Source organism: Hufsiella arboris, from assembly GCF_009834875.1.
In the GTDB taxonomy this organism is placed as follows: domain Bacteria; phylum Bacteroidota; class Bacteroidia; order Sphingobacteriales; family Sphingobacteriaceae; genus Hufsiella_A; species Hufsiella_A arboris.
Window position 1 is genome coordinate 512,662 of sequence record NZ_WVHT01000003.1, and the last position, 18,483, is coordinate 531,144.

Annotated in this window: 18 protein-coding genes; 8 read left to right on the forward strand and 10 right to left on the reverse strand. The window is 42.9% G+C overall.

Features of this window, described 5'->3' with window-relative positions; all coding sequences use genetic code 11:
• Positions 1 to 50: 50 nt before the first annotated feature.
• The 4 genes from GS399_RS09170 to GS399_RS09185 form a co-directional block, all read right to left on the reverse strand.
• Complete coding sequence (locus GS399_RS09170; protein ID WP_160844306.1) at positions 51 to 1,670, reverse strand: arylsulfatase; 1,620 nt, start codon at positions 1,668 to 1,670, stop codon at positions 51 to 53.
• 777 nt (positions 1,671 to 2,447) lie between these two features.
• A complete protein-coding gene (locus GS399_RS09175) occupies positions 2,448 to 2,873 on the reverse strand; it encodes an arsenate reductase ArsC (protein ID WP_160844307.1) in 426 nt (141 codons plus the stop codon).
• A gap of 117 nt (positions 2,874 to 2,990) precedes the next feature.
• A complete protein-coding gene (locus GS399_RS09180; RefSeq protein ID WP_160844308.1) occupies positions 2,991 to 3,830 on the reverse strand; it encodes an arsenite methyltransferase in 840 nt (279 codons plus the stop codon).
• Between the two features lie 50 nt (positions 3,831 to 3,880).
• Complete coding sequence (locus GS399_RS09185) at positions 3,881 to 4,210, reverse strand: ArsR/SmtB family transcription factor (protein ID WP_160844309.1); 330 nt, start codon at positions 4,208 to 4,210, stop codon at positions 3,881 to 3,883.
• A 172-nt stretch (positions 4,211 to 4,382) separates the two neighbouring features.
• Here GS399_RS09185 and GS399_RS09190 point away from each other — a divergent pair, with 172 nt between their 5' ends.
• Positions 4,383 to 4,784 (forward strand): hypothetical protein, encoded by a 402-nt coding sequence (locus GS399_RS09190; protein WP_160844310.1) that lies wholly within the window; start codon positions 4,383 to 4,385, stop codon positions 4,782 to 4,784.
• 9 nt (positions 4,785 to 4,793) lie between these two features.
• Here GS399_RS09190 and GS399_RS09195 read toward each other — a convergent pair whose 3' ends face one another.
• Together GS399_RS09195 and GS399_RS09200 are read right to left on the reverse strand one after the other, a co-directional pair.
• Positions 4,794 to 5,510: a LytR/AlgR family response regulator transcription factor gene (locus GS399_RS09195; protein WP_160844311.1), complete on the reverse strand. Its 717-nt coding sequence runs from the start codon at positions 5,508 to 5,510 to the stop codon at positions 4,794 to 4,796.
• Between the two features lie 3 nt (positions 5,511 to 5,513).
• Positions 5,514 to 6,584 (reverse strand): sensor histidine kinase, encoded by a 1,071-nt coding sequence (locus GS399_RS09200; protein ID WP_160844312.1) that lies wholly within the window; start codon positions 6,582 to 6,584, stop codon positions 5,514 to 5,516.
• 191 nt (positions 6,585 to 6,775) lie between these two features.
• On the opposite strand from GS399_RS09200, the gene GS399_RS09205 reads away from it, so the two are divergent.
• The 7 genes from GS399_RS09205 to GS399_RS09235 all read left to right on the forward strand — a co-directional run bounded on the left by GS399_RS09205 (position 6,776) and on the right by GS399_RS09235 (position 12,794).
• On the forward strand, positions 6,776 to 7,234 hold the full coding sequence (locus GS399_RS09205; protein WP_160844313.1) for a hypothetical protein: 459 nt from the start codon (positions 6,776 to 6,778) through the stop codon (positions 7,232 to 7,234).
• A complete protein-coding gene (locus tag GS399_RS09210; RefSeq protein WP_160844314.1) occupies positions 7,231 to 7,605 on the forward strand; it encodes a hypothetical protein in 375 nt (124 codons plus the stop codon). Before GS399_RS09205 ends, GS399_RS09210 begins: the two co-directional genes overlap by 4 nt.
• A gap of 310 nt (positions 7,606 to 7,915) precedes the next feature.
• Positions 7,916 to 9,385, forward strand: coding sequence for a serine hydrolase domain-containing protein (locus tag GS399_RS09215; protein WP_160844315.1), 1,470 nt, complete (start codon positions 7,916 to 7,918; stop codon positions 9,383 to 9,385).
• Positions 9,386 to 9,829: 444 nt separating this feature from the next.
• Positions 9,830 to 10,408, forward strand: coding sequence for a Crp/Fnr family transcriptional regulator (locus tag GS399_RS09220; RefSeq protein WP_160844316.1), 579 nt, complete (start codon positions 9,830 to 9,832; stop codon positions 10,406 to 10,408).
• Positions 10,409 to 10,503: 95 nt separating this feature from the next.
• Positions 10,504 to 11,394: an alpha/beta fold hydrolase gene (locus GS399_RS09225; RefSeq protein ID WP_202409415.1), complete on the forward strand. Its 891-nt coding sequence runs from the start codon at positions 10,504 to 10,506 to the stop codon at positions 11,392 to 11,394.
• Between the two features lie 12 nt (positions 11,395 to 11,406).
• Entirely contained in the window at positions 11,407 to 11,829 is a 423-nt protein-coding gene (locus tag GS399_RS09230) for a Cif family virulence factor (protein ID WP_160844317.1), read from the forward strand.
• Positions 11,826 to 12,794, forward strand: a complete 969-nt coding sequence (locus GS399_RS09235; RefSeq protein ID WP_160844318.1) for a zinc-binding alcohol dehydrogenase family protein — start codon at positions 11,826 to 11,828, stop codon at positions 12,792 to 12,794. The genes GS399_RS09230 and GS399_RS09235 overlap by 4 nt, the downstream gene beginning before the upstream one ends.
• Positions 12,795 to 12,882: 88 nt before the next feature.
• On the opposite strand, the gene GS399_RS09240 is transcribed toward GS399_RS09235, so the two are convergent.
• The 4 genes from GS399_RS09240 to GS399_RS09255 form a co-directional block, all read right to left on the reverse strand.
• Entirely contained in the window at positions 12,883 to 15,732 is a 2,850-nt protein-coding gene (locus tag GS399_RS09240; protein ID WP_160844319.1) for a S8/S53 family peptidase, read from the reverse strand.
• Between the two features lie 57 nt (positions 15,733 to 15,789).
• On the reverse strand, positions 15,790 to 17,028 hold the full coding sequence (locus GS399_RS09245; RefSeq protein WP_237487911.1) for a formylglycine-generating enzyme family protein: 1,239 nt from the start codon (positions 17,026 to 17,028) through the stop codon (positions 15,790 to 15,792).
• A 72-nt stretch (positions 17,029 to 17,100) separates the two neighbouring features.
• Positions 17,101 to 17,730, reverse strand: coding sequence for an outer membrane protein (locus GS399_RS09250; protein ID WP_160844320.1), 630 nt, complete (start codon positions 17,728 to 17,730; stop codon positions 17,101 to 17,103).
• Between the two features lie 68 nt (positions 17,731 to 17,798).
• Positions 17,799 to 18,455, reverse strand: a complete 657-nt coding sequence (locus GS399_RS09255; protein WP_160844321.1) for a DUF4136 domain-containing protein — start codon at positions 18,453 to 18,455, stop codon at positions 17,799 to 17,801.
• Between the last annotated feature and the right edge of the window lie 28 nt (positions 18,456 to 18,483).

Below are 18,483 nucleotides of genomic sequence, written 5' to 3' on the forward strand. Positions count from 1 at the left end.
GAATTAAAAAAAGGCCAAAGGGATCAATTAACCTTGGCCTGTTAGCTTTCCTATTCTTTTACATCATTAGGCAGTCTGATGCCTTTTTGTTCGAGCATCTTCTTGGCCTCCTGGATCGTTCTGAACTTGTTGATCGTCTCCGGGCCTGTGTAAGTTTCACTTTGCAAAGGCCTTGGAGGGTAATCTATATAAGTTTTCATTAAATCCTGGATCGCCTTATTAAATACTGGCATCGTCCAGGTTTTTTCCGTAAAACTGTTCATAAACAAATCATAACGTTCCTGCGGATCCTGCCAGAGATTGTAGACAGCAGGTACAGTGGCTACATATGTTTCGTTGCCCCGCCAGCCCAACTGCTGGCCAGGCATGTCACTGCCGGCCAATGCACCGTTATCACCACGTGTATTAAATACAGCTTTATATTGTTTAACCCGAACAGCACCAGGCGAAAGCTCTGATTCGGTAAAATAGAACCACCGGTCGCGCAGCGGCTGGCCTGTTTTAAAAAGCACATTCGACATATCATAACTATCGAAGATTATTGGCTTTCCTTCCCGGTCATTTTTAGGCAGTTCTACGCCAGCCAGGCCCGCAAAAGTAGCCATCAGATCAAGGCCGCCGACGATATCATGGCTGTCGCTTCCAGCCTGTATTTGTCCTGGCCACCAGGCAATAGCTGGAACTCTGCTTCCGCCTTCACGGTCAGTGCCTTTTGATCCCCTGAATGGAGTGTACCCTGCGTCGGGATGCACATCCTGCCAGGCGCCGTTATCTACTGTATAAATTACAATCGTATTTTTGTCAATACCCAGCTTCCTGATTTCGTCCATCACGCGGCCAACGTTTGAGTCCATTTCAACTACGCAGTCAGCATATTTGCTTTTGGCAGGAGATTTACCGACAAACTGTTTTGATGGCAAATTGGGTTGGTGGTTCTTAGCAAAGTTCACGCACATAAAAAATGGATCCTTGCCTTGCGCGTAACTATCAAGCTGTTTAATGACATTATCAGTCATCATCATATCCAGCTCAGCGATATTTTCTTCAGTAACTTTTGACACTTCACGCGCCTTTCCGCCAGCTTCACCTTCCAATACCCCTGTGGTTGCTTTTTGAAAAAAGGCCAGGACTTTAGGACCCATATCAGGATTCCAGGACGGAAATGCCGCAGTGTAAGCATTTAAGTGGTAAAGCACCACGTTCTTCATGATATCAAACCCATGAGCAATAGGCATTGCGTAATCTGCTTCGCCCAAATGCCATTTACCGGAAAAGAAAGTTTTGTAGTTCGCTTTCTTCAGCACCGAGGCCAATGTCCATTCCGGTGCCGGCAATCCTCCGCCCTGTCCCTGGAATGCTACTGTTGTCATCCCGCTGCGATTAGGAATGCGGCCGGTTATCATTGCCGCGCGTCCGGGAGTGCAGCTTGGCTGTCCATAGAAATCCCAAAACTGCATACCCTCTTTCGCCATCCTATCGAGATTTGGAGTCGGCATACCACGGCCAACGCCACCGCCGTAAACGCCCAGGTCGCCCCAGCCGGTGTCGTCCGAAATAAGCATGATAATATTAGGTTTTTTAGGCCTCGCCGTTTGCTGAGCCCGGCTCACCGATAGCGAAAAGCTGCATATCAAAACAAGAGCCAATGATTGAAGGATGTTTTTTTTCATAGCAGTATTAAATATTAGTTTTCGTTCTTGTAACTAAGTCGCTATGTACTGATTATGACAGGCTAACTGTTTTGAAAAGCCTTAACGTCATGGGTACCAATATGCGATGCACATGAGACTATCTTTTAGTCAGTGATAAGGCACAACAATAGCCAACGTTTAAACGGAAGCTCAAATAGGTTAGATCAACGAAATTAATCAAGGCGTGGCGTAGAATTCAGAATTTATCCGAAATGTCTGTTTCACATTAAAAAATGGAACCAATCGATAGATCATAAAACGATACGGAAAGTGTCAAAATTCAGAAATGATAGATTTCAATAACAGAGCTCTTCCACTGCCCAATTTAATTCAGCAAGTATTCCGTTGAATTATACTACTTACGCAGGAATGATGCTACGAAATTGGTTAACCGATTTTTAAAAATGAAAAGCTAGTTAACCAATTTGGTTAACTCGTTTTTGGTTAACCGATTTCGAGTTAACCGAATTTGAGTTAACCAATTTAAAATTGGTGGTTAAGACTATCTGCTTCAGCAGGGTCTCGCATAGCGGACCCTGCGTTAATTAATACATTAACTTCATCCGATACATGAACTATTAAGCTTTAGCAGGGTCTCGCGTGGCGGACCCTGCGTTAATTATCGAAATCAATCCCCTGAATCCGAATACAGGGCTTCTTCGATAGCCCTTGATTTTGATGGAATGTTAAGATCGCAAAAGCAATTGACTCCGCCATTCTCGCTACACACCAGGACGAGCAGACCAAAGGAAAAACCTACAAATTCACATCTACAAACTGCTTGCAGTACTCTTTAATTTGTTCCCTGACCCTGCGAAATTGTTCGTTAACCTCCTCTTCCGTTCCTGTTGCTTTCGCCGGATCAGGGAAGTTATAGTGAAATCTCACTGACTTTGCAGGGAAGAAAGGGCAGCGCTCCCGGGCGTGATCACAAACGGTTATTACAAAATCAAAGTTGAGTCCGAGATATTCATCGATATGGTTTGATGTGTGGCCGGAAATGTCAATGCCGTCATCTTTCATAATTTCAATGGCTTTCGGATTTACACCATGTGTTTCCACGCCTGCACTATATATTTCTGCCTTTTCAGCTGCAAAATGCCGCAGGTAGCCTTCGGCAATCTGGCTTCTACAGCTATTTCCTGTGCAAAGCACCAATATTTTTTTTTCGAACGTATTCATACAAAAAGCCAGATTATATTGATGATGCAAAATTTGGGATCGAATCCGAAAATGAGCTGTAAAACGATAATTGAAGTTGTTATGATCAGCGGCTTACGATATTTCTTTTGCAGCATTTTAGCTGCAACACTCTGTCGCGCAACCACAAGATTTAGATTTTTCTCCATAAACTGTAATGCTGAAAATTCCTGTATTACCAGCCTTGAAATCCCGCAATTCTGACTCGCCCAGGTATTTTTCAAGGATATCACCTGGTATGACAATCGGTTTTTCCTTTTGAATACTGCTATTTGAAAACCCGTTTGACCTGATGAGTTCGAGGTAATCTTCTTTTCCGATTGCGCCAGCCACGCAGCCTGCATACATTTCGGCATCTTTTTGTAATGCTTCCGGAAGGCTTCCTACTAACACCACATCTGAAATGCTAAAATGTCCTCCGGGCTTTAACACACGAAATATCTCTTTGAAAACTTTGTCTTTACCAGGAACCAGGTTTAAAACACAATTACTAACGATGACATCTGCTACGTTATCTGAGACTGGGATATTTTCGATATCTCCGAGGCGGAATTCTACGTTTGAGAAACCTAGTTTATCCGCGTTGTCTTTCGCCTTCTCAATCATTGCAGGCGTGAAGTCGATTCCTATTACTCTGCCATCTTCGCCCGTTTCAGTGCGCGCGATGAAGCAATCATTTCCTGCTCCGCTTCCCAGGTCGATTACGGTATCACCTTTTTTTATCCTTGCGAATTGTGTCGGCAAGCCGCAACCTAATCCTAAATCGGCCTCAGGATTGTACCCATTTACCGAGCTGTAATCATCGGTCATTATGTTATAAACTTCCGTTGAACGACCGCCGGCGCCACAACAGGATGCCTGGTTTGTCGATTTATCCTGTAAAGCAATTTCACTGTATTTCTGCTTCACGATATCCTTTAATTCCTGGTTTGTCTTCATAATCAACTATTCATTAATTGCAATATTACGATACATTGGTTTAAATTTTTTTAACAGCAATCTGCTGGTCCCTGGTGAGCTTTAAAGAAGGCGTTGAGGTCTTTATGCAGCAATTCCCAGGCTTTCGGCTCGATACAATAACAAACTTTTACACCGTCTATAGTGCCCTGGATTAATCCCGCGCTTTTCAATTCCTTTAAATGCTGTGAGATGGTGGGTTGAGCGAGGCCCAGCTCCTCTGCCAGATCCCCGCAGATGCAGGCATTGCTTTTAATAATTTGTTCGAGGATGGCGATACGGGCCGGATGCGCCATCGCTTTCAGCATGGTAGCCAACCGGTTTTGTTCGGATGTAAATATTTCCGTCTTTGTAACTCCCATATATTGCAATATTACGATAGATATAATAGCGACGCAAACATTTAGTTATATTTTTTAGCCTTACTCCTCTTGTCAAATTTTTTGTTCAAGCTTTACAGGCAGTTATCCGAAAAATCTAATTAATCAATAAACTTGGGCCGTCCGAACCCATCAAATATTAAACTAAAAACTTATGAGATTAAAATCTTTATTTATCACCATTACAATTGCTTTTTCATCCTGCTCATCAGTGCAATATATCGGCAATACGTATTCGCCTACTTCGAATGTTGACATATTTTTAGACAGAAACGATATCCAGAAAAGTTATGCAGTTATGGGAAAGATTGACGGTTACGGCATAGACTTTACCAATATTCAAAGCGATATCATGAAAGAGGCAAGAAAGAGAGGCGCCGATGCCGTACTTCTTTTTGATATGGATTCGGAGAGGATTAATTCCACGCAGAAAACAACTACAAACGTAAGCAACCAGAAAACGGAGGATTCCACGGAGAAAAAAATTACAACCAGTACTACAACCGATGATCAGTCATTAAACAAATTACATGCGGAATTTTTGAAGTACAAGTAAAGTATAAGCTTACTTCATCCCCAGTATATTTTCAAGATCATCTTTAAAGTTTCGACCAATAGGGATCTGTTGTCCGTTCATCAGTATGCAGTTCCTGTCCAGTTGAGTAATTTTCCTGACGCTTACGATAAACGATTTGTGTACCCGGATAAATCGGCCTGCCGGCAGAATATCCAGCATGGCTTTGATCGATCCTTTGAGCAGGATCTTTCGGGCTGGTGTGTGTATGATCGCATAATCTTTAAGTCCTTGTACGAACGTTACATCTTCAAATTGCAGTCTGATTCGCTGGACACCGCTTTTAACAAAAATAAAATCATGATCCCCGCTTTCCTGGCCTTCTTCCATATGGCTGTGATGTGCTTTCAGCGCTAAAAGTTCTTTTGCTTTGCTGATGGCCTGGCTAAAGCGATCAAAGGCAATTGGCTTTAATAAAAAATCGATCACGCCCAGCTCGTAGCCCTCAAAGGCATAGTTGCGGTAAGCGGTTGTAAATATGGTAAGCGGCGGATCTGTTAATTTTTTAAGTAAATCGATCCCGGTTATTTCGGGCATTTCGATATCCAGCAACAAGAGATCAGCCGCATTTTTTTCCAGGTGCATAAATGCCTCATGAGCATTTGGGAAAATGTTCACCTCCGATATTCCGGTTATTCTTTTTAAATAACCCTGCAACATTTCCCGCGCAAGCGGTTCATCATCTACAATTACAACAGTTAACGACATTAATCAAAGTTCAATTACCAGTTTACCCTTAAAGGTATCTCTGAGATCTTCCAGTTCCAGTTTATGCCGTTGCGGGTAAAGCAGTTCCAAACGTTTCCGTAAATTACTAAGCCCAATGCCGCCCTTTAGATGCTGACCGTTCAAAGGCGTCTTAGTGTTGTCTACCAGCACTGTTAAAGTAGTTCCATCGAGACCTATGTTCACTTTCAGCCAGCCATTTTCTGTTTTTTTGCTCAGACCGTGCTTAAACGCATTTTCGATCAGGGGCAATAACAATAAGGGCGCTATCTTTTGCCCTTCTGGTGCCTGGTCTATCTGCAGATTGATATTCGCTCCATCGTTAAGCCGCAGTCGTTCAAGATCGATGTAGTTTCTTAAATAGTTGAGCTCCTTGTTCAGCAATACCTTTTCATCATTACTGTCATACAGCATATATTCCATCATGGCAGAAAGCTTTAACACAACATCAGGCGCAAGTTCCGAGCGTTTAAGTGTAAGGGCATACAGATTATTCAGGATATTGAATAAGAAATGCGGATTGATCTGTGCCCGGAGAAAATCAAGCTCAGCGTTAAGTTTTTCAACCGTGATACGCTGGATGACGCGTTGCTGTTCATACCAGTCGAGGCTTAATTTGAGTGCGAGCATTAAACCCAGGTACCATAATGCACTAAAGAAATTGTAAACGATGGCGTCCGGCAAACGGCTGTTATACATCGGCCCAACTACAAAACCGTACAGGTAATAATCATACAAACTTTGAACAAGCACATAGCCGACAACAGAAAGAATTACCGCCGTAACATAAGCCAGGTAGCGCTTCCTGAGCAAATATTTCAAAAAATAGTGCAGGTTTAGATAAGCGATAACAATAAGTAATGCTATCCTGCCGCTTACACAGGCAAAGAAATAAGGCAGATTGGTTTTGTAGATCAGGTACTTTTTCTCATACAGAAAAAAACCGGTAACCAATACCCAGTACGCACCATGGATGAGCGCATGTTTGACTGAAAAGCTGCGTTTGAAAAAAGGCAGTCTAAATGTTTTTTCTGCACGATCTGTGTTGATGTTCATCAGCATCGCTAAAGGAAATTAAAAGAGCGGCGTCCGCAAAATTATATCGACCAACGACTCGAAAAGTAGAGGAAATATAAGCATAAAAGCTGATGTCTACTTTTTTTGCAGTTGCTCTACTATTTTTCAATCGTACTCGCCGTTCGTGTAATCTTGTGCTGACAAACCATTATTCATTAAAAATTAAGCACATGAAAAAGATCAGAATCTACCGGGCATTTGCATTACTGTTTATGCTCATCACAGTTAGTTTTACCACGACAGGTTTCACGAAGATGTTCGGCCTGGACAGTTACGAGATTTACTTGAATAACAAACTCCTGCTGAAGCAATACGTAAATCAGCCTTTAAATTTAAGAGTATTACAACTGGATAAAGCACAGGAAAATGGTCAGCTGCAAATAGTGTACACGCATTGTATGAATAAAAGCGCAGGCACCGGCAGAAGCCTGGCTTTAAAAGATGAATCCGGTCATGTTCTGCGTAAGTGGACATTCGCCGATGCCAACGGCTCAGACCTGAAAATGAGGATACCCGTGAATGACCTGGTACAGTTGCAAAAGAAAAATTCGGGACACGAGTTAAGCTTGTTCTACACTGCGCACGAACTGAAAAAAGGTGAGATGCTTTCGATGATTCATTTTAAATGATCGATGGCTGGTGGCATTTTGCTCTACGGTTAGGCCCCAATTCCGGAAATCCAGGAATCTCCGGAGAAATTTTTAACAGTGTCAGCATTGCATATGGTTGGAAAGGCTTTTATAGTCCAACCATTAAAAAAACGATTTTATTACCAGATGCTGTGGGAGAATATATGTGGTACGGAAAACCTGTATCCATCGTAAAGAAAGAAAACGAATTATGGTTATATGCCCCCGTTAAAAGCAAAATGTATTTTACTTCTGATTCTGACTTTTATATAAATGAAAAAGAAATGGATTATAAATTCACTAAAGATTCAAATGGTATCGTAAATGGATTTAGTGATAGTAATAATCGAAAAGCTGAAAAGATCAGGTAAAGATGAGTCACTTTGACCCCTTCAGTAAATCTTCATTCTTTCAAATGTGCCCACCGCCAAGGTTCGCGTCCTCACAAACCTCCGCTAAAATCGTGGCAAATGAACCTTGCGATTATTATTATTCTTCAGCACGATACTTTGAAAAAGGTGCGCAACATTTTAATTTTCTAAAAGACTTACGTTTGGAACTTTAGTTAAAAATGGTGGTTCGTGTCCTCAAGAACCATGGCTTAAGAATAAATTTCCGGCTCTCACAGGATTTCCATTACTTTGGCTGATTTAAACGATTTTAATATTATCAAGCAGCTACATGACATTAAAACCTTTTCCTTTTATTCTTACTGCGCTTCTCTTTTTTCAAAATTCTTTTTTTTCAAAATTATTTGCACAGTCAGAACATCCGGTTTCAAAGGAACTTGCGGAAAAAATTAAACAGGTTGAAAATAACTTAGTTCCGTGGGTGAAAAATCAGGATACCATAAAATATAACATCGAAGACAGGATGGCAAAGTACAATATAAACGGATTAAGTATTGCCGTCATAAAAAACTATAAAATAGAATGGACAAAAGGTTATGGCTGGGCGAATGTTGACGAAAAGCAGCCGGTTACAACCAGTACCATATTCCAAGCCGGGTCAATAAGCAAATCATTGAATGGAGTTGGCGTTTTAAAATTGGTTCAAGACAAGAAATTAGATTTAAATGCTGATATAAATAATTATTTAATCACCTGGAAATTCCCTTACGACTCCTTATCAAAAAACAAAAAAATAACAACTGCAAATCTGTTAAGCCATACAGCAGGCTTATCAGGCCATGGCTATGGTGGCTATATGAAAGGTGAAAAAATTCCATCAATTTACAATATACTGGATGGTACAAAACCTGCCAACTCGGAGGCCGTGCGTTCAATGTATGAACCAGGAAAAATTGCAGAATACTCTGGTGGAGGAATAACAATATCTCAATTGATCGTAACAGACATAACCAAAATGAAATATGAAGATTACATGTGGGAACAAGTATTGAAACCTATGGGAATGACTCAAAGTTTTTTTAATCAGCCTCCGCCTGAAAACAAACAAAGTCTTTTGGCTTCAGGATATTTGTTCGATGGAAAAGAAATGGTTGAAGGGAATTATAATATCTACCCTGAGAAAGCGGCTGCCGGACTTTGGACTAATCCGACTGATCTGGGCAAATATATTATTGAAACGCAACTGTCTTTAAATGGAAAATCTGACAAAGTTCTTTCTCAGGAAACAACCAAATTAAGACTCACGCCTTACATAGATGATGAAAGCGCTTTAGGAGTTTTTATAAAGCAAAAGGGAAAAGAAAAATACTTCACCCATAGCGGAGGAACTAAAGGATTTATATGTGAGTATATCGGAAGTTTTGAAAAAGGGAACGGGGTTGTCGTCATGACCAATTCCGGAAATCCAGGAATCTCCGGAGAAATCTTTAACAGTGTCAGCATTGCTTATGGTTGGAAAGGCTTTTATAGTCCAACCATCAAAAAAACGATTTCATTACCAGATGCTGTAATACAAAAATACGTGGGAGAATATATGTGGTACGGAAAACCTGTGTCCATCGTAAAGAAAGAAAACGAATTATGGTTAAATGCCCCCGTTAAAAGCAAAATGTATTTCACTTCTGATTCCGACTTTTATATAAATGAAAAAGAAATGGATTATAAATTCACTAAAGATTCAAATGATATTGTAAATGGATTTAGTGATAGTAATAACAGGAAAGCTGAAAAGATCAGGTAAAAGATGAGTCACTTTGATCCCTTCAGTAAGTCTTCATTCTTTCAAATGTGCCCACCGCCAAGGTTCGTGTCCTCACGAACCTTGGCTAAAATCGTGGTAAATGAACCTTGCGATTATTACTATCCTTCGGCACGATACTTTGAAAAAGGCGCGCAAAATTTTAATTTTCTAAAAGACTTGCTTTTGGAACTTTAGTTAAAAATCGTGGTTCGTGAGGACACGAACCATGCCTTAGTGAGAACCCAATTTACTCTTTTCCTGCAAAAGAAGCCAGACGGAGTCCTGTTGTCACTAATCATTTAAGAGCGCTGCGCTGTACTTAAACGAGAGGAATTCTATTTGGACCCAATCCGGCATCGAAGGGCACATCTTTCCAATTTTTGGTTTTTTATTCGTTCTTACTTATTTTGTTTAGCAGTTCATGTTTAGCATGCCATTCGATATATGTCTTTAAAGACGTTAATAGACCATTTTAAAAGTCACTCCCCGTTAAAGGAAAAAGAAATTGAGGCGCTTAACGAAAGATTTGTTGAGCGTACCATCAAGCGACACAGCTTCATTCTTCAGGAAGGTGACGTTTGCCGCCATGTTACTTTTGTCGTAGCAGGTTGCTTAAGAATGTATGTATTAAATAGAAAAGGAAAAGAATATAACATTCAGTTCGCTGCTGAAAATGATTGGATAACTGAGCTGAGCAGCTTTTATTCGGAAAAACCCAGCGGTTTTTACATTGAGGCTGTTGAACAATCTATTATTCTTCAAATTAAACACGCCGATCTGCTTTATCTCTATACGAACTTCCAAAAATTTGACCGGAACTTTCGGATCATCATGGAAAAGAAGTATATCGAACTTCAAAACCGGGTGCTTCAAAATATAAGATTCACAGCCGAAGAACGCTATCAATATTTTTTGAAAGAGTATCCACATCTTGCTACTCGGTTACCCAACACTCAAATCGCCTCTTACCTTGGAGTAACCCCTGAATTCCTGAGTATGATCAGAAAGAAGCTCGTTTCGTAATCCTCCACCTTAAATTAATTTAAGCCCATTTCTTAAACTATCTTATAGCTAAGCAAGCTCCATTATCTTCAACTTTGCCTGATCAATAAGAAAAAATGGCAAAAAGATTTTTAATGATTGGCATGATTGCCGCATTAGTTTTAAATGAAATTCAGGTATACGCTCAGTATAATAAACCGTTAAGGCACTTTATGCAGGCGGTTCCATCCCCCGCCAGCGCCATCCCATATGGAAATAATCCGAGTGCCGGACATTATGTGCAGGTTGGTGATGCAAAAATCTACTATGAAGTCTACGGAAAAGGAAAGCCCTCTGTCGTCCTTCACGGCGGAATTTTCGGGTCGACGTACGAAATGAAACAATTTATTGATAGCCTTTCTAAAAACTACCTGGTGATAGCGATATCGACCAGAGGACATGGTAAATCTGAAATTGGCTCCGAGCTCATCACCTACGAATTGAAGGCAAATGATGTGTTGGCCGTTATTCAGACGGTAACCAAAGACAGCGTAGCTATTTTAGGCTTTAGTGATGGCGCTTATACAGCCTACAAACTGGCCAGTATGTATCCTGACAAAGTCAAAAAGCTCATTGCGATCGGAGCTGGTGAATTTTATCATGGCGGTCCACGCACATTTAACTTTAAGGCCCAGGAAATAATTCGCGCTGATAGTTCGTATTGGACGCAGCAGTTAGCTTTGATGCCTGAGCCGAAACGATTTCAGGAATTTTTAACCAAGATGGCTGACTTCTATAACCAGCTGCAGGTGGGAAAGGAATTGTTCTTCACCATCAAATGTCCTGTACTGGTGATGGCTGGAGAAAAAGATCAGAACGCCCCCATGCCGACTATTATCGACGCATATCACATGATTCCTAAAAGCCAGTTAAGTATCATTCCCAATGTTTCTCATCCGGCGTTCCTCGACAATTTCCCGGCAGTATGGGCAAGCATCGTCCCCTTTTTAAAACATTACTCACGTTAGATAAAATAAAAAATGGATAAACAACAGGACGAGCAAGCGGTTGAAGATTTGCTCCATAGATATAGTCAAGCAATAAGTGCTTCCAGAAGCGATCTTATTCCGGATTTTTATACGACTGACGCGCTATTTATGCCCGAAGGTTATAAGCCTTTAACCAGGGAGACGTTGGCCGGCGGCAATCCAACGCCTTTCATCAGGAATAAATATCTAATTAGCTTTTCTATTGAAAACGTAGTCATTGATCATCATTTTGCTTTTGTGAATGCAGCAGCGCAAACCAAAATGATTGACCTAAAAAATGGCGGTGAAACTACAAAGTTGAGCAAGGACTTTTTTGTGCTTCAGGAGTATAATGAAGAATGGCGAATATTTCGCTATATGTTCAACAACCAGAAAGAACAAACTGCCCCTGAGCGTATCAAGCAAAAACAATGAAGGCTATAGTTTTAAATCGACCCGGCGGCCCTGAAAATTTTTTGATCGAGGAACGTCCCATACCAGTACCCCAGGAGGGCTGGGTGCTGGTTAAAGTAAAAGCGTTCGGGCTAAATCGATCCGAACTTATGACCCGAAAAGGTCTATCGCCAGATGTAATATTTCCACGTGTCTTAGGTATTGAATGCGTGGGAGAAGTGGAAAAAGATCCTTCCGGTAAATTTAAACAGGGACAAAAAGTTGCAGCATTCATGGGCGGTATGGGAAGGGATTTTGATGGCAGTTACGCAGAGTATGCGGTGTTGCCCAGCACCCTATTGAGCGCATTCGAAAGTGATTTGCCGTGGGCGCAATTGGGAGCCATGCCTGAAATGTTTCAAACTGTATACGGCTCACTCCATTTAGCACTAAAAATTAGGCAGGGTGAGGGAATTCTGATCCGTGGCGGTACTTCGTCTATTGGAATGCTGGCGATCCAACTGGCAAAAAACAGTGGCCTGACGGTGATTGCCACCACTAGGGATCCGGCCAGGAAAGAACTGTTGATCAATAATGGTGCTGACTATGTAGTGATTGATGATGGCAACATAGCTGAACAAGTGAAAGCGATTCAGCCGGCAGGCGTAAATAAAATACTGGAACTGGTCGGCACCGCCACGCTTAAAGACTCATTAGCTTGCGCCGCAGCAGGTGGAATTGTTTGTATGACGGGAATGCTGGCAGAACAATGGTCATTTAAGGATTTTGCGCCGATGGAATATATACCCGCAACCGTTTGTTTGACCGTGTATGATACCGGGCAAATCAGGGTTGACAACCAAAGCTTTCAGCAATTTATCGATGAGGTTACCGAAGGTAAAATCAAACTTCGTATAGGTAAAATATTTCAATTGACAGAAATCCAGGAAGCGCACAGGCTGATGGACAGAAACGCTGCCGGCGGTAAAATCGTTGTCGTTAACTAAATTATCTTTATAAAAAAATGCGTCACCCTGATCTTAAGCTGTATCCTGCTTTGCCAAAGTTTTCTGATCGCCCAGGTTATGCAGCGTACTAATTTACTATAATCAGCTTCCTTGCTTCATCAAACTTATCAAAATTCAGCCGGTACATGTAAACGCCGCTGCTTAGGCCGGTCAGATCCAGGCGATACAGGTGAAGCCCTTTATCCAGGGTCGCTTTGATCAGGTTTTTCACCAGCTGTCCGCTGGTATTAAACAGCTGAAGCGATACATTGCCGCTTTGCGGAATGCTAAACTGTATGGTTGTACTTGTATTGGCAGGGTTGGGAAAGTTCTGAAAAAGGCTTGTAATAGGCGAAACGGGAATTTCCGGCGCTATCGTGTTATACCTATTTTGCGCGGCTGCTGCACTTTTCTGCAGATCGTTCAGGTTATCTCCTCCGATGAGCGCAAAGGCAAATTTAACCGATTGATTGGCCGGAATCCCGACCGGCCCATAGCCTGTTACGTGCATTACATCGAGCCCTGAAGTGATATTATCACCGATCCCGGTAGATTTGATCCCGCTGGACAGTGTTTGAAATTTTTCCTGGCGGGTGAAATTATCGTCAGCTAAAAGATCGCCGCTCAACTGGTATGACATAGGATAGTAAACCGGCGACGCAAAACCGGTGCTTAAAAGTTTTACGCCGGCGTAAGGTTCAGAAGAAACTTTGCTCAACGTATACGCCATGTTATTGCCGGCATCAAACCGCGTTACATTGTCCGAGCCTGTGTTAATATCCCAGTCGGTAAATAATCCTAAATAAAATCCATTCAGATCCGTATTTCCCTGGTTAAAAACCTCGTATTCCGCTATCACATATTTGTCGTCGGGCGAAGCTCCATAAGCCACATGTGTGTTTCTTACCTTTACATTAAGTGGGTTCGACGAGCCGTTATCATTAAATTCTGCGGTTGCGGCGAACGCAGCCGATGTTCCAGCCAATGGCGATGCTTTGCTTATTTTAACGAAATCCTCATCATGATTACCGGATTCTGAACGCGCATTATCAGATAGGCGACTGCCCGATGTTGCGGCCATCAATGAAGCTTCGTATAGCAGTGAATGACCTTTATAAATAAACCCCTGGCCGTTGGTTGCATCGCCGTCACTGAACCCGATGCGCCCGTTGCTGGTAATCGTGGTAGCTATTTGGTTTGCCTGGTAATTTATATAGTCCTTTGAAACGACCAGCGTGAACGTTTCGAAATCCTGGTAAGTGCCGGAGGAATAGTTTAGCTTAAAGAGTACTTCCTGATTGTCACCAATGCCTGGCTTTACATATACAACAAACGGCCCGACTCCCGATTTTACTTCGCCAGTTGCCAGCGAGGCAACGGTTTGTTTATTTTGAAGAACCGTAACCTCGTTACCTGAAGCAAGGGTAACCACCAGGTTTTGCACCGGGGAAAGAAAGTTTTTGAGATCAAAGAATAACTGCAAGGTATCTCCCGGCGGATAAATACCTGAGCTTTTGTCGACGATCGATGTTTTTTGATTTCTTACCGACGGCGGAGATTCACTCAGCGCCCGGAAGACATTCAGGCGTCCCTTTCCAAGCTGTCCGGCATAATTCGGATTTTGCGCATCGATATTATCTGCAGTTACGCGCAGGCGCTCGCCGACCTGGGCCATCGTCAGTTCCGGATTATAAGCTTTTACCAAGGCTGCAGCACTGGAAACCATCGGTGTAGCCATCGAAGTGCCCGAGTAACTTCCGTAGCGATTATTGTACAGCGTATTCAGGATATTGTTTCCGGGAGCTGATATCGATACATAAGTTCCGTAATTGGAGCTTCCGCTTTTACGATCATTAGACAATACGCTCGACACGCCGATCACACCAGGATAACCGGCCGGGTAATCCGGCTGCGTGTGGTTTTCATTGCCGGCTGCAGCAACAATAAGACAGCCCTTGCTTAGCGCATAGTTCACCACATCCTGACCGAAGGAACTCCCACCGGTGCCTCCCCAGGAACAGTTGATGATCTGTGCGCCGTGATCCGCCGCGTACTTAATACCTTCATAACCTTTATATATCGCTTCACCATTATTGTCTGCAGCAACCTTTACGATCATGAGTTTTGCCGCATTAAAGGCAATCGCCGAAACTCCCTTTTTGTTGTCCGTAACAGCCGATGCAAGGCCGCTTACGTGAACGCCATGGTCGGTCGAATCGCTTTTTACCGAGGGATCGTTATCAGGAGCCGGTGCATTTCCCGAAGAACCGACGAAATCCCATCCGTAATAATTATCTACATACCCATCGCCGTCGTCATCCACTCCATTTACAGGGTCAGATGCATTCAGATAGATGTTTGCCGATAAATCTTCGTGTGTGAGGTCGGTTCCCGAATCCACAATGGCGATGATAACGCCGGAAGCATTTCGTAGTAAGTTCCAGGCTTGGGGAGCCTTTACCTGGTCGAGGTAGGATTGACTGCCCGAGGTATAGAAATTATCGTTCGGCACATATTTACTGTGATAGATGAAGCTGGGTTCAGCATACTCTACATTTTCATCAGACAGCAGTTCATTGATCGTTGCAAATAATTTGTCGTCGGCCACATGCAACTCAAAAATACGGTCAAGGCCGGATTTATCGTTTTCAATGCGTTTGGATACCTTATTATCGCGCGACTGTAAAAGCTGTTCTTTAAATACCCGATCAGCTGAACTTATGTTCGTTGCGTTTAACTTAAAAAGCGACCGAGCATCATTCATGATTGCCGGAGCTCCAGAAGCGGAAGTGGTTTTAAGCTTTACGATAATAACACCGGGCAGGTAATCTGTCCGGGTAATATTCTTCGGAAGACTGTAGGTTCTCGGCTGCTTTCTAACTTGCCCGGATGAGCTGAAGCAGAGCGAAAAAAGAAGCAATAGTAAAGGTATCTTCATGCAGTTCCTTTTAAATGGCACCAAATTGAATTGCTTCCGAAATATCAGATATTAAGATCACTTCATCGCAAACTTTTTACCCGTTTTTGCAACATCTTTTACACACCTGAATCCGATGTGATTGGATGCCGAACGATATTCGCCCTTTCCCCTTGTGCCAACCATGTAACGCGTGCAATACTGGTCGGTACATAGAAATGATCCGCCCCTCTGCACCTTCTTTTTAACTCCGGGCTCTTCCGGATCGAAAGAATCTGAAGGACCTTTTGGATTAACGCTGATCTTGTTCTGCGACTGGCTTGCGTAATAATCTGAACGATACCAATCGCTGCACCATTCCCACACGTTTCCCGCAATATCATATAAGCCATAATCATTGGCCGGAAAACGCTTTACTGGCGCGATGCCTACAAAACCATCAGCCCCGCTATCATGATCAGGAAACGATCCTTCAAAAATATTCGCCATCCATTTACCATTTGGCTGCAGCTTATTTCCCCAGGTATATAGTTCGCCGGAGCGCCCTGCACGTGCCGCAAACTCCCACTCAGCTTCGGTGGGCAGGCGTTTACCCGCCCATTTTGCATAAGCTGCAGCATCCTCCCAGGCTATCTGAACAACCGGGTAATTTTCGCGGCCGGCAATTGAACTGCCTTCGCCTGTAGGATGGCGCCAGTCTGCGCCTTTCTGATATGACCACCAGCGAAGGAAATTATCCAGTGATACCTTCTCTTTCGGAGGACTGAACACCAGGGAGCCAGCTATCAGATTCTCCTCCGGCGCATCGGGAAATTCCTCTTTCGTTGGCTTTTGCTCGGCAATGGTCACATAACCCGTTGCTTTCACAAATTCCGCAAACTCCTTATTGGTGACTTCAGTGGCGTCCATAAAAAACGGGGATACGCCTACACGATGAACGGGGCGCGCATCTTCCATATCGTTATGTCCGCCATCGCTCATACCGACAGGATTTACACCGCCCATGCTGAAATCTCCACCGGAAATATAAACCATGCCCTGGGGCGCCGTCAGGCTCTCGATATTATTTATTTTTGAAAGCTGGAAATCGCGTCCGCCGCCATCCATAAAAATTGCGCTGTCGTTTCTTGACAAGCCGGAAGGCTTACAAAATGATACAGCATCACCCGGAAAATGCGCGTTTTTCGGCATCGGCTGGCTAACCGTGGAAGCAGCGCTGTCAGCCTGCCGGCGTTCAGAAGCGCTGCGCTGTTTACATGCCGCAAGGGCGGTAAGCAAAATAATAACAGAACCGGTTTTAAAAGTGGCTTTGTTCATCAGTAGTGGAAATCAGTACTCTACAAATTTAGTAGTTTATTCATGAATTAATCTTGGCAAGCGGCAAATAGCTTACTGGAAATTGAACGAGAGTCCTCCACTGAAACCAAATTGGTAAATACTGGAATAAGATCCCACGCCCACACCTGCGCCGCCGGTTCCAGCGTAAATACCGCCGCTGATACCTTGTGAAATAGAATTCAGTTGAGCCTGAAGCTTGATGCCGACAGCGCCACCGGCTTTTATTTTGACACCGGCTTTCAGATCCCAGGCAAATTTGGTGTAGGTATCGCCGCCGTCGGCCGACACAATTCCCAGTCCGATACCAGCGCCTCCGTAAGGCATTAACGGGCCGCCGGTAGGAAGATAAGCAACTCCATTAATAAGTAAATAATTAACCGATACTTTATCATTATCGCGATTGACCTTAAACCCGGTTGCATAATCATACAACGGCGCATGGGTAGTCATCCCAAGATAGGAAAGTTCAATTGCTTTCGTTGGACGTAAGTAAACGCTGAAATCGGCGCCATAAGTTCCGGCGTCGTCAATTCTGCCATAGGCATTGTATAAATTAAATTTGTCGGCAAAAGTATATCCGCCCATCACGTCCAGACCGACACGAAGCTGCTGTTGCGCAAATAATTGATTACCACATCCCAAAACTACCAGAATCAGGAACCATGTTTTTCTTATAGGCATATCTGTAAATTTTATTAGACGTTGAAATGGGCAGCAGAATTCTGCTGCCCATACCTGTTTTCATAATATTATTTTGACGAAGCTGTTATCAGACCATCCTTGGCCAGTTGTTTGGCAAGCGCTTTTTTATAGCCGGCCAAAAAGTCATCGATATTAGATGGGTTCATTGTTTGTGATTGTGCCGACCATACTATCTTTTCAGTTTTAGCATCATATAAATTGGTTTCCACGTAATAAGTTTTATCAGTGGTATAGTATCCCGGATCATACATACCGGCGCCATAAAAATTACCCCAATAACCCCCGAAGGTTCCATAATAAGGATATGCACCAACAGGATACGCACTTCCTGGCACATAGCGGCTTTCAGTCTCCTTATTTACCAACGCAACAGTCAAAATTCCATCGCTGCCTGTTTCACGAATCTTTTGAAGAACAAGATCCGATTTACTACCTGAGCTTGATTGAAAATCAGGAGTGAAAACATCCAGACTTTTTACCGCTGCAAAACCGCGGCTGGTAATAGCTTCTGCCATTGAAGTTTCTATCTTTTGCCTGGCCGGCACGTTCGATGTCAAGCCGGCTACAAAAATTTTTTTAAACTCTGTGGCAGCAGTAAAGGATGGATCTTTATACGATCCTGTTACTGAAGTTGTTGAACTACATGCTGACATGACTAGTGAAATTATCAGCATCATACCCGTAATTTTCGTTAAGTTTTTCATGTTTTATACGTTTTGATTATTGATGTTT

Coding starts and splice junctions, on each gene's coding strand:
- GS399_RS09170 (WP_160844306.1), bottom strand. CDS start 1,670: ATGAAAAAAAACATCCTTCAATCATTGGCTCTTGTTTTGATATGCAGC.
- GS399_RS09175 (WP_160844307.1), bottom strand. CDS start 2,873: ATGAATACGTTCGAAAAAAAAATATTGGTGCTTTGCACAGGAAATAGC.
- GS399_RS09180 (WP_160844308.1), bottom strand. CDS start 3,830: ATGAAGACAAACCAGGAATTAAAGGATATCGTGAAGCAGAAATACAGT.
- GS399_RS09185 (WP_160844309.1), bottom strand. CDS start 4,210: ATGGGAGTTACAAAGACGGAAATATTTACATCCGAACAAAACCGGTTG.
- GS399_RS09190 (WP_160844310.1), top strand. CDS start 4,383: ATGAGATTAAAATCTTTATTTATCACCATTACAATTGCTTTTTCATCC.
- GS399_RS09195 (WP_160844311.1), bottom strand. CDS start 5,510: ATGTCGTTAACTGTTGTAATTGTAGATGATGAACCGCTTGCGCGGGAA.
- GS399_RS09200 (WP_160844312.1), bottom strand. CDS start 6,584: ATGAACATCAACACAGATCGTGCAGAAAAAACATTTAGACTGCCTTTT.
- GS399_RS09205 (WP_160844313.1), top strand. CDS start 6,776: ATGAAAAAGATCAGAATCTACCGGGCATTTGCATTACTGTTTATGCTC.
- GS399_RS09210 (WP_160844314.1), top strand. CDS start 7,231: ATGATCGATGGCTGGTGGCATTTTGCTCTACGGTTAGGCCCCAATTCC.
- GS399_RS09215 (WP_160844315.1), top strand. CDS start 7,916: ATGACATTAAAACCTTTTCCTTTTATTCTTACTGCGCTTCTCTTTTTT.
- GS399_RS09220 (WP_160844316.1), top strand. CDS start 9,830: ATGTCTTTAAAGACGTTAATAGACCATTTTAAAAGTCACTCCCCGTTA.
- GS399_RS09225 (WP_202409415.1), top strand. CDS start 10,504: ATGGCAAAAAGATTTTTAATGATTGGCATGATTGCCGCATTAGTTTTA.
- GS399_RS09230 (WP_160844317.1), top strand. CDS start 11,407: ATGGATAAACAACAGGACGAGCAAGCGGTTGAAGATTTGCTCCATAGA.
- GS399_RS09235 (WP_160844318.1), top strand. CDS start 11,826: ATGAAGGCTATAGTTTTAAATCGACCCGGCGGCCCTGAAAATTTTTTG.
- GS399_RS09240 (WP_160844319.1), bottom strand. CDS start 15,732: ATGAAGATACCTTTACTATTGCTTCTTTTTTCGCTCTGCTTCAGCTCA.
- GS399_RS09245 (WP_237487911.1), bottom strand. CDS start 17,028: ATGAACAAAGCCACTTTTAAAACCGGTTCTGTTATTATTTTGCTTACC.
- GS399_RS09250 (WP_160844320.1), bottom strand. CDS start 17,730: ATGCCTATAAGAAAAACATGGTTCCTGATTCTGGTAGTTTTGGGATGT.
- GS399_RS09255 (WP_160844321.1), bottom strand. CDS start 18,455: ATGAAAAACTTAACGAAAATTACGGGTATGATGCTGATAATTTCACTA.